Consider the following 12,998-nt stretch of genomic DNA (forward strand, 5'->3'; position numbering starts at 1 on the left):
TATCATCGGCCCATCCGACACCTCCCGGTTTCGCCGATGGCCTTCTCGCTGCGCCAGCTCCAGTATTTCGTTGCGGTCGCGGAAAACGGCTCGGTATCCTCGGCGTCACATATCCTCTGCATCTCGCAATCGACCGTCACGGAAGCGCTGCGCGAGCTGGAGCTCGATCTCGGCTTCCGGCTGCTCGACCGTCACGCCCGCGGCGCCGATCTCACGCTGAAGGGCCAGTATTTCCTGCGCCACGCGCGGAAAATCCTCGCCGATGTCGCCGATGCCCGCCGTGCCCTGGGAGATGGCGAGGCGATGACGCTGTCAGCACCGCTCTCGGTCGGCGTCACGCCGCTGGTGGCCAGCTATGTCTATTCCGACCTGCTCGCCCGCTTCCGCCGCGCCTTCCCGAATGTCGCGATCGAGGCGGTCGAGGACGCGGCGGATTATCTGGAGCATCTGCTGGTTGGAGGCGAACTCGATGTCGCCGTCATTGTGCTGCCGCCCGGCCGCCGCCCTTCGGCGCTGCACACCGAGCCGATCGAGGTCTCGCCCTATCGGGTCTGGCTGCCGCTTGGCCATCCGGCGAGTGCGGATGAGCGCGTCAGCCTGCGCGACCTTGCCGGCGAACCCCATGTGCTGCTGACCGTCGACGAGATCGCCGAAGCCTCGGAAATCATCTGGCGCCGGCTCGGCATCCGCCCGCCGGTCGCCTTCCGCACCCGCTCCGTTGAGGCGGTACGCGGCCTCGTCGCGACCGGGTGCGGCGTCGCCGTGCTGCCGGACCTCACCTACCGCCCGTGGTCCCTGGAAGGCGACAAGATCGAGGCCCGCGCGCTGGTGGAAGAACTGCCAGCGATCGAGGTCGTGACAGCCTGGCGGCGCGGCTCACCGCTCTCGCCTGCCGCCGCCGGCTTCCTCTCGATCGCCGCGACACGACATGGCGGGCGGACGCGGTGAAGCCCCCTGCCCCCGCAATGACGGAGGCCAATGGACCTGCCTGTCTTCCACTCATCGGTTTTTCCGATTCCTCGCTTCTCATCTTTGGTGTGGCGCGATTGTCGCCGTAGCGTCAGACTTCGCGTCAAAGGGCTGCAACCCGCCCTGCAGAACGGAGGGAACTGTCATGCGCGTCCAACATCTGCTGGCGCTCGTCGCTTGCGGCTCGCTCAGCTTCCAGCCGGCGTTCGCCGCCGAGAAGACCTCCATCGATAAAGGCGAAGGCTCGGTCGATATCGTCGCATGGCCGGGCTATATCGAGCGCGGCGACACAAAGAAGGACTTTGACTGGGTCACGGATTTCGAGAAGAAGACCGGCTGCAAGGTCAATGTGAAGACCGCCGGCACTTCGGACGAGATGGTCGCGTTGATGAACGAGGGCGGCTTCGATCTCGTCACCGCTTCTGGCGACGCCTCGCTGCGCCTCATCGCCGGCAAAAAGGTCGCGCCCATCAACACCAAGCTGATCAAGAGCTGGAACAGCATCGATCCGCGCCTTCAGAAAGCGCCCTGGCACACGGTGAACGGCGAGCACTATGGCGTGCCCTATCAGTGGGGCTCCAACGTGCTGATGTACCGCAGCGACGTGTTCAAGGAAGCGCCGAACAGCTGGGCCGTCGTGTTCCAGGAAACGACGCTGCCGGACGGCAAGTCGAACAAGGGCCGCGTGCAGGCCTTCGACGGCCCGATCTACATCGCCGACGCCGCGCTGTATCTGATGACGCACAAACCCGAGCTCGGCATCAAGGACCCCTACGAGCTGACCGAGGTCCAGTACAAGGCGGCGCTCGAACTGCTGCGCGGCCAGCGCAAGATTGTGCAGCGCTATTGGCACGATCCCATGGTGCAGATCGACGACTTCACCAATGAAGGCGTGGTCGCCTCCTCCTCGTGGCCGTTCCAGGTCAATCTGCTGAACAGCCAGAAGAAGCCGGTTTCCTCGACCGTTCCCAAGGAGGGCGCCACGGGCTGGGCCGACACCACCATGTTGCATGTCGACGCAAAGCATCCGAACTGCGCGTACATGTGGATGGAGCATTCGATCGACCCGAAGGTGCAGGGCGACCTGGCGGCGTGGTTCGGCTCAGTGCCGTCGGTTCTTGCGGCGTGCAAAGGAAACGCGCTCCTGACGGACGACGGCTGCAAGACCAACGGCGCCGGGAATTTCGAGAAGATCCATTTCTGGCGCACCCCGGTCGCCAAATGTGCGACGCAAAGCGCGGGGTGCGTGCCCTATTATCGCTGGGTGTCGGACTACATAGCGGTGCTCGGAGGGAGGTAGGCTCGCGCAAGCGCGAGCCCACGATCCGATGCACGCCAACATCGACCCCGCCCTGGCAATCGCTGCCGTCCGCTTCGCGGGCGTGGTGCGGCACTTCGGAGCGGTGAAGGCGGTGGATGGCGTCGACCTCTCCATCCTGCCGGGAGAGTTCTTCGCCATGCTCGGCCCCTCCGGCTCCGGCAAGACGACGTGCCTGCGCCTCATCGCCGGCTTCGAGCAGCCGGACGCCGGCCATATCGAAATTTTCGGCGAAAAGGTCGAGGGCCTGCCGCCCTATCGGCGCGCGGTGAACACCGTGTTCCAGGACTACGCGCTGTTCCCGCATCTTTCGGTCGGTGACAACGTCGCCTACGGCTTGCGCGTCCGTGGCGTCGGCCGTGCCGAGCGTGACAAGCAGGCGCGCGAGGCCCTGGCCATGGTGAAGCTCACCGGCATGGAGAGCCGCCGCCCGGCACAGCTCTCCGGCGGACAGCGCCAGCGCGTCGCACTCGCCCGCGCCCTCATCGTGCGTCCCAAGGTGCTGCTGCTCGACGAGCCGTTGGGCGCGCTGGACCTCAAGCTGCGCGAAGAGATGCAGCTCGAGCTGAAGGGCCTGCAACGCACGCTTGGCCTCAGCTTCGTCTTCGTCACCCACGATCAGGGCGAAGCCCTGTCGATGGCCGACCGCGTCGCAGTGTTCAACGAAGGGCGCATCGTGCAGGTCGGCCCGCCGGAAGAGGTCTATGAGCGCCCGCGCACCCGTTTCGTTGCGGGCTTCGTAGGCTCGGCCAACGTGCTGAGCGCTGCAGAGGCGCAAGCGCTTGGTGCCCCGGCCCGTCCGTCGAGCTTGCGGCCGGAGAAGATCGCCCTGATGTCAGCGGGTGCCTCGGCTCCGACAGGCGCGGTCGTGCTCGACGCCGCCATCGTCGACGTCTCATACCAGGGGCCGGTGCGTCGCATCACCGCCCGCACGCCCGGGGGCCTCGTGCTGGTCGCGGCCGTGCCGGCAGGACAAGCCGGAGCGATCGAGCGCGGCGGGCCGGTGAGATTGGCCGTGCGGTCTGACGCCCTTCAGCCGATGGAGAGCGAAGAATGAGGGCTCTCGTCGCCGCGCCTCACGAGGGCACCCTGCGCCACCTTTCGGACCTGCTGGTCCGCCGGCATAACCTGCTGGTCCTGATCCTCCTCATGCCTCCGCTGCTCTGGCTCGGCATGGTCTATCTCGGCAGCCTGTTTGTCTTCCTCGGCCAGTCGATTTTCTCCATCGACGAGTTCGCCGGAACCATTGTGCGCAAGCCGACGCTCGCGACGCTGGCAGAACTCTTCCACCCGGCCAATTTCGACATACTGATCCGCACCGTCAGCATCGCTGCCGCCGTTACACTGCTCTGCGCCATCATCGGCTTTCCGATGGCCTACTACGCCGCGCGCTATGCCGGGCCTCGCGCCAAGGCGGCGTTCTACCTCGCGGTGATGATGCCGCTGTGGTCGAGCTATCTGGTCAAGATCTATGGCTGGAAGCTGCTGCTGGCGAAGGAAGGCGCCATCGGCTGGATCGCCGGGCGCCTTGGTCTCGGGCCGGCGCTGGAGGCGTGGCTGGCGCTCCCGCTTGTCGGCGGGCCTTCGCTCTCGGTCAGCTATACCGGCATGGTCCTGGTGTTCACCTATCTCTGGTTGCCCTTCATGATCCTGCCGATGCACGCGGCGCTGGAGCGGGTGCCCAACAGCCTGATCGAGGCAGCGGGCGATCTCGGCGCCAGTCCCGGCCGGACGTTCCGCACCATCATCTTGCCGCTGGCATTGCCTGGCGTGGTGGCGGGCGCGATCTTCACCTTCTCGCTTACGCTCGGTGACTACATCGTGCCGCAGATCATCGGCACCTCCGCGCTGGTGCTGGGTCAGGCGGTTTACACGCTGCAAGGCACGGCCGGGAACATCCCGCTGGCGGCGGCTTTCTCGCTGGTGCCGATCCTGGTGATGGCGCTGTTCCTGACGCTTGCGAAGAAGACGGGAGCATTCGATGCGCTGTGAAACGTTCAGGCACTCCGGAAACCCAAGGGGCGCCCCATGACCCGTGCGCCGCTCTCCCTCAAACTCGCCGCGCTCGCAGGGTTCGCCTTCTTGCACATCCCGCTGCTGTTTATCCTGCTCTATGCCTTCACAACGGAGGAGCGCAGCTACGCCTTTCCACCGCCGGGCTACACGCTGAAATGGTTCGCCGTGGTGTGGGAGCGTGCCGACATCTGGGCCGCGGTCGGCCTGTCGCTGCGCGTCGCTACGCTGGCCACCCTGATCGCCCTGGTGCTCGGCACGCTGGCGGCGGGCGCGCTGGCGCGGGCGAAGTTCTTTGGCCGCGAGCCGATCTCGCTGCTGTTTGTGCTGCCCATCGCGCTGCCCGGCATCGTCACCGGCATCGCGCTGCGGCAAGCGTTCGGCCTGATGGAGATCCCCTTCTCCTTCTGGACCATCGTGCTCGGCCACGCCACCTTCTGCATCGTCGTGGTCTACAACAACGCCGTCGCGCGGCTCCGCCGGCTCTCGCCCTCGTTGATCGAGGCCTCGATGGACCTCGGCGCCGATGCGTTCCAGACCTTCCGGCTCGTCGTGTTGCCAAATGTCGGCACCGCGCTGCTCGCCGGCAGCATGCTCGCCTTCGCGTTGTCGTTCGACGAGGTAATCGTCACCACCTTCACCGCCGGCCAGCAATCCACACTGCCGATCTGGATGCTGTCGGAGCTCATTCGCCCGCGGCAGCGCCCCGTCACCAACGTCGTCGCCGTGCTCGTCATCGCCGTGACCTTCCTGCCCATCCTTGCCGCCTATTACCTGACGCGCGAGGGCGAGGCGGTGGCCGGCAGCGGAAAATAGGAGGCCTTCATGGATACACAGATGCTCATCGGCTCGAAATTCGAGACCGGCACCGAGATGCCTGAGACGGTGCTGAACCCGAAAACCGAGGAAACGCTGCTTGAACTCCCGGAGGCCTCGCCCGACCAGATCGACGCCGCGGTAAACGCTGCCGAGACGGCATTCAAGACCTGGTCGCGCACCACGCCGATGGAACGCTCCTACCTCTTGCTCAAGCTTGCTGATCGAATCGAGCAGGAGGCGGAGAGCTTCGCCACGCTGGAAGCGCTGAACTGCGGCAAGCCGCGCCACGCCGTGCTGCGCGACGAGATCCCCGGCATCGTCGACTGCTTCCGCTTCTTCGCCGGCGCGGTGCGCACCCAGCATGGCATGGTGGCGGGCGAATACATGGCCGGCCACACCTCGATGATCCGCCGCGATCCGGTCGGTGTCGTTGCTTCCATCGCACCGTGGAATTATCCGCTGATGATGGCGGCGTGGAAGCTCGCCCCGGCGCTGGCCGGTGGCAATACCGTCGTCATCAAGCCGTCCGAGCAGACGCCCCTGACCATGCTGAAGCTGGCGCAGTTGATCGCCGACATCTTCCCGGAGGGTGTGGTGAACGTCGTTGTCGGAAGGGGCGAAAGTGTCGGCAGCACGCTGATCAACCACCCCAAGGTCGCGATGATCTCCCTCACCGGCGACATCGCCACCGGCAAGAAGGTGCTGACCGCCGCCGCCAAGACGGTGAAGCGCACCCATCTGGAACTCGGCGGCAAGGCGCCGGTGATCGTGTTCGACGATGCCGACATCGCCGAGGTGGTCGAGGGTGTAAAGATATTCGGTTACTACAATGCCGGCCAGGACTGCACCGCCGCCTGCCGCATCTATGCCGGCGACAAGGTCTACGAGAGGCTGGTGGCGGACCTTGCTTCGGCCGCTTCAGGTCTCAAGTTCAATCAGCCGGACGACGGCGAGAACGATATCGGCCCGCTGATCTCAGCCCGGCAGCGCGCTCGCGTCGCCTCCTTTGTCGAGCGGGCTAACGAACTGAACCACGTCGAGATCGCCGCGGGTGGCAAGGTCTCCGCCGGCAAGGGCTTCTTCTACGAGCCGACGGTAGTGGCAGGCGCGTTGCAGTCCGACGAGATCGTCCGGCGCGAGGTGTTCGGCCCCGTGGTCTCGGTGACGCGCTTCTCCGATGTGGAGGACGCCGTGAACTGGGCTAATGACAGCGACTATGGACTGGCGTCATCGGTGTGGACCAAGGATGTGTCGAAGGGCCTCGCCACCGCTTCCCGCCTGCAATATGGCTGCACCTGGGTGAACTGCCATTTCATGCTGGTCAGCGAGATGCCGCATGGCGGGCTGAAGCAGTCCGGCTACGGCAAGGATCTCAGTGCCTACGCATTGGAGGACTACACCGTAGTGCGCCATGTGATGGTGAAGAACGGATAGCGTGATCTCGCCTTTGAAAATCGTATTTCGCCCGCAAGCCGTCCAAAAGAACAGGCGGCCGGGCCGCGAGTTCAGCTTAGGGTCCCTGAGCGGCCTTGCCTGATCATCGTTCAAGCCCGATTGCGACTGGCTACCGGGTCGCAACGTGCTAGTCTTGGCCATTGCGCAAGGCGCGGCGCTGGAGGCTCTGGGCCTTTCCTGCCTTGGCGTCCCCTGGCACGCAGATACTACAACGGTCGTTGCGAACAGGAATAACGCTGGAGGAGACGAGACATGAGCCGCCATCCTGATTTCGTGCCTCAAGGCGTGATCCCGGCGGTTCTGCTGCCGTTCCACAACGATTTCTCGATCGACGAGCCGAGCTTCCGGGCGCACTTGCGCGATGTCGCTGCGGTGCAGGGCCTGTCTGCCATCACGGTCAACGCGCACTCGACCGAGGTCGCCTCGTGTACACGGGACGAGCAGCGCCGCGTCATGGAAATCACGAGCGAGGAAGTCGGCAGCCAATTGCCGATCATTCACGGCGTCTGGGCGGACGGCAGCCTGGAGGCGGCGCGGATCGCGCGGGAGGCTCAGGCCGGCGGCGCTTCGGCGCTGCTGGTGTTTCCGCCGGCTCCCTTTGCACTCGGCCAGTCGGCCGAGATGGCGCTCGCCCATTTCAAGACCATCAGCGACGCCACCGATCTGCCGCTGATCGTGTTTCAATATCCCTTGGCCACCGGCCAGGGCTATCCGGCGGCGACGCTGGAGCGGCTGTTCGATGAAGTGCCGACCATCCGCGCCATCAAGGACTGGACGCCACAGGTAGCGCAGCACGAGAGCCAGATTCGCGCCCTGCAGCGCCGCGCGCGTCCCATCAACGTACTGTCCACCAACAGCGCTTGGCTGTTGAGTTCGCTGGTGCTCGGCTGCAATGGCCTGCTTTCCGGCAGCGGCAGCGTCATCGCCGACCTCCAGGCCCGACTCTATCGCGCCGTGAAGGCCAACGATCTCGCCGAAGCCCGCCGGCTGAATGACCGGATCTATCCGACGGCGCGCGCCTTCTACGCCGATCCCTTCGTCGATATGCACAATCGGATGAAGGAAGCGCTGGTGCTGCTCGGCAAACTACCGCGCGCGGTGGTGCGTCCGCCGCTGGTCAAGATATCGGACGCGGAGATTGCGCGGATCCGCGACGCGCTTATCGAGGCAGAGCTGCTCGACACCCGAACCGAGCAGGGGCGCAACGCTGCATAATCAGGGCTGAAAGATAATTGCAAGGCTCGATTACGCGGCCGCGGCACGGATGCTAGAGCATGATCCGGAAAAGTGTGTAGCGGTTTTCCGAAAAGATCATGCTCAAACAAAAAGATAAAGCGGGATGACGATTCGAAGAAACGTCATCCCGCTTTAGTCGTCGCGCAGCCTGAGTTGCTCGACCATGGCGGCTATTTCTCCCTCGAACTTCGCAAGGCGGTCGCCCTGTGCCTTGAGGCGGTCGGATAGCTTCTGCATCTCGTCGCGCTCCAGCGACTGCGTGAGCCGATGAATGATCTCGTCGCTGAGCGAGCGCCCGTTTGCCATCGCCGCTTCGGCGAGTTTTTCTCGTATCCCCTCTGGCAGACGGAGCTGAAGTTGATCCGATGTCCTGCCAGTTGCTGTTGCCTTCTTTGTCCGGGGTGCCGCAGGCGTAACCGGTTCTGGTAAGGTCGCTTTTTTCCTGGCCACGCTCGTCTCTCCCAGGCGAAGCCACAAGGAATTGCGCCTCGATGAAGCTTGCGAAGCAATCCGACAATTCAGGCGTGATTGAGGACGTTGACTAAGATCAGGCGCGCTGCATTCGACCTGCCTCCTTGGCCCACGGGCTAATCCAGCCTCCGGACCCCACAAAATTCTCCGCCCGTCTCGACACGCGGCCCCGGCGTCTTTAACGTTCCCGGTGTAGAAATGGGGCGAGAAATGGCAAAGAAAACCGTGACCAAGCGGAAGAGCGGCTCGGCAAAAGCAGCACAGAAGAAATCGACGAAAAAGCCCGCCAGCCGCGCAGGCGCAGGAGCACAGAAGAAGCCAGCGTCACGAAAGTCCGCCAAGGCGCGCCCGCCCAAGGGACCAGTCTGGCAATGGTCGGCGTTGCAGACGGCAGCCGCCATCGGCTCAGGCGCGATTTCCTCGATGGAGGTTGTCGAGGCTCATATCGCGCGAATGCGCGACATCAATCCGAAGCTCAACGCGGTTGTCGTCGATCTGTCGGAGCAGGCGCTGAAAGCGGCAAAGGCTGCGGACAATGCCCGAACAAGACGGGCTGAGCTCGGCGCGCTCCACGGCGTGCCGATCACGATCAAGGAAAACGTCGACTATGAGGGGCGGCCCAACCCCAACGGTGTGGCCGCGCAGATGAATATTATCGCCCCCTCCGATGCGCCGGTGGTGCGCAACCTCAAGAAGGCCGGCGCGATCGTCATCGGCCTGACCAATACGCCCGAATTCTCGTTCCGCGGCTTTACGGACAACCCGCTGCACGGGCTTACGCTGAACCCGTGGGATCCCGATATCACCTGCGGCGGCTCGTCCGGTGGCGCCGGCGCCGCGGTGGCAGCCGGCATCGGCACGATCGCGCACGGCAACGACATCGGCGGTTCGTTGCGCTGGCCGGCGCACTGCAACGGCGTCGCCACGATCAAGCCGACGCAGGGCCGCGTCCCCGCCTATAACGAGAGCGCGGCGGCGGAGCGACCGATGCTCGCTCATCTGATGTCCGCGCAAGGGCCGCTGGCGCGGAGCGTCGGCGACGTCAGGACGGCGCTCGAGGTCATGAGCCAGCGCGATCCGCGGGATCCCTGGTGGGTCGCAGCACCTCTGGTCGGGCCGAAGCCGAAAGGCCCGATCAAGGTCGCGCTCGCGAAGCTGCCTGACGACATGGACGTTGCGCCCTCGGTGCGCGCTGCGCTCCGGCAGGCCGCGGACCATCTGGAACGTTCGGGCTATCGCGTCAGCGAAATCGAAGTTCCCGATATCAACGGTGTCTGGCAGACCTGGTGCGACATCATCGCCAACGAAACCGCGATGCTGCAGGAAGCCGGGATGCTGAAAGTGACGTCGCCCGATTTCCATGCCGCCTGGAGCGGCATCAAGTCGAAGGCGAACACGCTCGATCTGTTGGGCTGGATGCGCGCCACGGCGGCGCGCAACACCCATATCCGGGCCTGGCAGTTGTTCCTTGAGGATTTTCCTGTGGTCCTCGCCCCGACGACGGTGAAGCCGACGCCCGGCCCGCGCGAGGATGCCATCAGCCCGGAGCGCACGCGCGAACTGTTCTGGAACGACCTGCGTTTCATTTCCGCGATCAATGTGCTCGGTCTGCCCGGCGCCGTCGTGCCCGTAACGCTGCATGAGGGCCAGCCGATCGGTGTGCAGCTCATTGCGGGGCGCTATCGCGAGGACCTCGCACTGGATGCCGCAGCGGCGATCGAGAAGCGCGCGGGAACGCTGGTACCCCAGCTGTGGGAGAAGATGGCCTGAGCGGGTTCGCGGCGGCGGCGTCCTCGCACGGCCCGCCGGCTTGACTTCGGGAAGCAATCCATCGAGAGGTGGATCGCTTCCGCCTACGTTCCAGGGCCATGGCGGAACACAAGAAAATCCAGATGGGAGCCGCCGCCCGATGTCGTCCCGAAAACCAGCCAAAGCCGCTTCCCTGACCGTCAAGGACGCCACCTTCGGCCTGCTGCGCGCGTTCGGCATCAAGCGCGTGTTCGGCAATCCCGGCTCCACCGAACTGCCCTTCCTCAGCGACTGGCCCGACGACATCGATTACGTGCTCGGCCTGCAGGAAGCCTCCTGCGTCGGCATGGCCGATGGCTATGCGCAGGCGACCCGCAACGCCGGCTTCGTCAATCTGCATTCCGGCGCCGGCGTCGGCAATGCGCTCGGCAATATCTACACCGCCCACCGCAATCAGACGCCGCTGGTCATCACCGCAGGGCAACAGGCACGCTCGATCCTGCCGCTGCAGGCCTTCCTCTATGCCGAGCGCGCTTCCGAATTCCCGCGGCCCTACGTCAAATACAGCGTCGAGCCGGCGCGCGCCGAAGACGTTCCGGCTGCGATCGCGCGCGCCTATTACGTCGCAATGCAGCCGCCCTGCGGGCCGGCCTTCGTCTCGATCCCGATCGATGACTGGACCCGTCCCACGCAGCCGGTCGAGGCCCGCCACGTCAGCCGCGAGCTCGGCCCCGAGCCGGAAAGCATGAAGGCGCTGGCCGAGGCGCTCATCGCCAGCAAGCGCCCCGCCCTGGTCGTCGGTCCCGCCGTCGACCGCGCCGAAGCCGTCGATCTGATGGTGAAGGTGGCGGAGAAGACGAAGGCCGCCGTGTGGGTCAGCCCGTTCTCGGCGCGCTGCTCGTTTCCGGAACGGCACCCGCAATTCGCCGGCTTCCTGCACGCTTCGCCCGGACAGCTATCGGACACGCTGCGCGATCATGACCTCGTGGTCGTGATCGGCGCGCCGGTCTTCACCTTCCATGTCGAGGGCCATGCCGCGATCTTCGACGGCGCCACCACGATCTACCAGATCACCGACGATCCGGATGCCGCCGCCGTCACGCCCTCGGGCGCCAGCATCATCGCCACCATGAAGCCGGCGCTTGCGATGCTGCTCGACCTCTTGCCCGAGACGAAGCGCGCGACTGCTGCGGGCCGCGTGCTGCCGCCAGCGCCATCAAATGCCGATCCACTCCCCGTCGAATTCCTGCTGCACTCGCTGTCGCAAGCCATGCCCGACAACGCCGTGCTGGTGGAGGAAGCGCCCTCGCATCGCCCGGCGATGCAAAAGTTCATGCCGATGCGCGGCCAGGACAGTTTTTACACCATGGCGAGCGGCGGCCTCGGCTACAGCCTGCCCGCCGCGGTCGGCATCGCGCTGGGGCGGCCGGGCGTGCGCACCGTCTGCCTGATCGGCGACGGCTCGGCGATGTATTCGATCCAGGCGCTGTGGACCGCCGCGCGCCGCAATCTGCCGCTGACGGTCGTCGTCATCAACAATGCCGGTTACGGCGCGATGCGCTCGTTCAGCCAGGTGATGCAGGTACGCAATGTGCCCGGTCTCGAACTGCCCGGCATCGATTTCGTCAAGCTCGCCGAAGGCATGGGCTGCCACGCCGTGCGCGTGACGAAATCATCCGAGCTCGCGGGCGCGCTGAAGACCGGGCTCGCCCATGACGGCGTCAGCCTGATCGAGGTGCTGGTGGATTCGGCCGTGCCGCTGCTCTACGCGCAGAAAGGGTGAGTCGAAGAACCGTAGCCCGGATGAGCGCAGCGATATCCGGGACAACTTCATCCGCGGATGGGCTTCCCCGGATATCGCTTCGCTCATCCGGGCTACAAGCAGAAGCTCGTCTCTTCCTAAGCGCGACGCACCGCAGCGACTTCGCCTGCAAGCCGGCCATAGTCGGCCCAGACCAGATTCAGAAACAGCGGCGGCTCCTGCCCCGCCTGCAGCATTTGCGCGTGGCGTTCCTTTGCGCCGTCCATTTTCCACCACTTCTGCGCCGATGTCGCGACCTTACGAAAGTGATTGAGCATGCCGGAAAACTGCCGGCGGTCGGCGCCGGCGAGGCTGGCGCAATGATTGAGCCAGTTGAATCCGGCGACCACTGATATCGCGAGGTCATTCATGGTATTGCCGGAGAATTCGATCACGGTGTCTTCATGCGGCCGCTGGCGAAGATAGGCATCCAGTATCGCACCTTGCGAATCCGCCTAGGCGAACAGCTTGAATTCACCTCGCGGCACCATCAGGAGATAGCGCACGGCTTCCAGCCGCGTATGATCGCAGACCGTCTGCCTGTCGGCGCCGGCATCCGAGGATTTCCGCTTGCACGCCGGATAGATCCATTTACCGGTATCGGCGTCGTCAAGATATCGCCTGCCCTGCTTTTCGATATCGGCGAGCAGCGCGTGCGGAGCATCCGGCGCCGGTGCAGCTTTTCCGAATAGCAGGGCACGCCAGCTCATGACGCCTCATTTGATTCAAACGCCCGACAGTTCGCGCGCCCCGCGAGTTCCACACGCGGCGTTTACTTGACGGCCCTCTACGTTCGCACGAGAATTCGGTATGGGGCAACCGTGGAGTGAATGCCATGAAACAGGCAAGTCTCGGAAGAGCTGCCCTCGCCGTCTCCGTATGCGCATGCGCATGCGCGGGCATGTTCTCATTCGACTGGAGTGAACAAAGGGGCGTTTCGCTGTCCATCGAGCGCGCACAGGCACAGATGGTTGACCCATCGATCCCGGCCATCACCACGCGCCGGTCGGCGCGGCGGGCTGGCCGCGCGACGGCGATGGGCGCCGGCGCTGTCGCAGCCGGTGCTGTCGCCGCCGGAGCGACCGCTGCGTATTATGCCGGCGGCGGCCCTTACTACGCTGGCGCCGGTCCTTATGCCTATTACGGCGGCCCGGGCGCATATGGCGG

13 protein-coding genes are annotated in these 12,998 nt (G+C 65.0%); 10 read left to right on the forward strand and 3 right to left on the reverse strand.

The genetic code is table 11. The features are described 5' to 3' along the window. Positions 1–36 precede the first annotated feature (36 nt). From CQ12_RS28375 to CQ12_RS28405, 7 genes are all read left to right on the forward strand, one after another. Positions 37–948, forward strand: coding sequence for a LysR family transcriptional regulator (locus CQ12_RS28375; protein WP_057838594.1), 912 nt, complete (start codon positions 37–39; stop codon positions 946–948). Between the two features lie 166 nt (positions 949–1,114). Next, complete coding sequence (locus CQ12_RS28380; RefSeq protein WP_057838595.1) at positions 1,115–2,269, forward strand: ABC transporter substrate-binding protein; 1,155 nt, start codon at positions 1,115–1,117, stop codon at positions 2,267–2,269. Between the two features lie 28 nt (positions 2,270–2,297). After that, positions 2,298–3,344 carry an ABC transporter ATP-binding protein gene (locus CQ12_RS28385; protein ID WP_057838596.1) on the forward strand — a complete coding sequence of 349 codons (1,047 nt, stop codon included), beginning with the start codon at positions 2,298–2,300 and terminating at the stop codon, positions 3,342–3,344. Then, positions 3,341–4,279 (forward strand): ABC transporter permease, encoded by a 939-nt coding sequence (locus CQ12_RS28390; RefSeq protein WP_057838597.1) that lies wholly within the window; start codon positions 3,341–3,343, stop codon positions 4,277–4,279. Before CQ12_RS28385 ends, CQ12_RS28390 begins: the two co-directional genes overlap by 4 nt. Before the next feature lie 36 nt (positions 4,280–4,315). Then, positions 4,316–5,116, forward strand: a complete 801-nt coding sequence (locus CQ12_RS28395) for an ABC transporter permease (RefSeq protein WP_057838598.1) — start codon at positions 4,316–4,318, stop codon at positions 5,114–5,116. 9 nt (positions 5,117–5,125) lie between these two features. Continuing rightward, positions 5,126–6,553: a gamma-aminobutyraldehyde dehydrogenase gene (locus CQ12_RS28400; protein WP_057838599.1), complete on the forward strand. Its 1,428-nt coding sequence runs from the start codon at positions 5,126–5,128 to the stop codon at positions 6,551–6,553. A gap of 273 nt (positions 6,554–6,826) precedes the next feature. Further along, entirely contained in the window at positions 6,827–7,789 is a 963-nt protein-coding gene (locus CQ12_RS28405) for a dihydrodipicolinate synthase family protein (RefSeq protein WP_057838600.1), read from the forward strand. A gap of 153 nt (positions 7,790–7,942) precedes the next feature. On the opposite strand, the gene CQ12_RS45285 is transcribed toward CQ12_RS28405, so the two are convergent. Then, positions 7,943–8,260, reverse strand: a complete 318-nt coding sequence (locus tag CQ12_RS45285) for an Arc family DNA-binding protein (protein WP_198164277.1) — start codon at positions 8,258–8,260, stop codon at positions 7,943–7,945. Positions 8,261–8,491: 231 nt separating this feature from the next. On the opposite strand from CQ12_RS45285, the gene CQ12_RS28410 reads away from it, so the two are divergent. Beyond that, positions 8,492–10,051, forward strand: coding sequence for an amidase family protein (locus tag CQ12_RS28410; RefSeq protein WP_057838601.1), 1,560 nt, complete (start codon positions 8,492–8,494; stop codon positions 10,049–10,051). A gap of 139 nt (positions 10,052–10,190) precedes the next feature. Beyond that, positions 10,191–11,813, forward strand: a complete 1,623-nt coding sequence (gene mdlC / locus CQ12_RS28415; protein WP_057838602.1) for a benzoylformate decarboxylase — start codon at positions 10,191–10,193, stop codon at positions 11,811–11,813. A 116-nt stretch (positions 11,814–11,929) separates the two neighbouring features. Here the strand turns inward: mdlC and CQ12_RS28420 are convergent, their stop codons facing one another. Together CQ12_RS28420 and CQ12_RS28425 are read right to left on the reverse strand one after the other, a co-directional pair. Further along, entirely contained in the window at positions 11,930–12,226 is a 297-nt protein-coding gene (locus CQ12_RS28420) for a hypothetical protein (RefSeq protein WP_057838603.1), read from the reverse strand. 60 nt (positions 12,227–12,286) lie between these two features. Beyond that, positions 12,287–12,541, reverse strand: coding sequence for a hypothetical protein (locus CQ12_RS28425; RefSeq protein ID WP_057838604.1), 255 nt, complete (start codon positions 12,539–12,541; stop codon positions 12,287–12,289). A gap of 257 nt (positions 12,542–12,798) precedes the next feature. Here CQ12_RS28425 and CQ12_RS28430 point away from each other — a divergent pair. Continuing rightward, positions 12,799–12,998 (forward strand): hypothetical protein (locus tag CQ12_RS28430; protein ID WP_198164278.1); only part of this gene is annotated, 200 nt, incomplete at its 3' end.

This window comes from Bradyrhizobium jicamae, from assembly GCF_001440395.1.
GTDB lineage: Bacteria > Pseudomonadota > Alphaproteobacteria > Rhizobiales > Xanthobacteraceae > Bradyrhizobium > Bradyrhizobium jicamae.

Coding starts and splice junctions, on each gene's coding strand:
- CQ12_RS28375 (WP_057838594.1), top strand. CDS start 37: ATGGCCTTCTCGCTGCGCCAGCTCCAGTATTTCGTTGCGGTCGCGGAA.
- CQ12_RS28380 (WP_057838595.1), top strand. CDS start 1,115: ATGCGCGTCCAACATCTGCTGGCGCTCGTCGCTTGCGGCTCGCTCAGC.
- CQ12_RS28385 (WP_057838596.1), top strand. CDS start 2,298: ATGCACGCCAACATCGACCCCGCCCTGGCAATCGCTGCCGTCCGCTTC.
- CQ12_RS28390 (WP_057838597.1), top strand. CDS start 3,341: ATGAGGGCTCTCGTCGCCGCGCCTCACGAGGGCACCCTGCGCCACCTT.
- CQ12_RS28395 (WP_057838598.1), top strand. CDS start 4,316: ATGACCCGTGCGCCGCTCTCCCTCAAACTCGCCGCGCTCGCAGGGTTC.
- CQ12_RS28400 (WP_057838599.1), top strand. CDS start 5,126: ATGGATACACAGATGCTCATCGGCTCGAAATTCGAGACCGGCACCGAG.
- CQ12_RS28405 (WP_057838600.1), top strand. CDS start 6,827: ATGAGCCGCCATCCTGATTTCGTGCCTCAAGGCGTGATCCCGGCGGTT.
- CQ12_RS28410 (WP_057838601.1), top strand. CDS start 8,492: ATGGCAAAGAAAACCGTGACCAAGCGGAAGAGCGGCTCGGCAAAAGCA.
- mdlC (WP_057838602.1), top strand. CDS start 10,191: ATGTCGTCCCGAAAACCAGCCAAAGCCGCTTCCCTGACCGTCAAGGAC.
- CQ12_RS28425 (WP_057838604.1), bottom strand. CDS start 12,541: ATGAGCTGGCGTGCCCTGCTATTCGGAAAAGCTGCACCGGCGCCGGAT.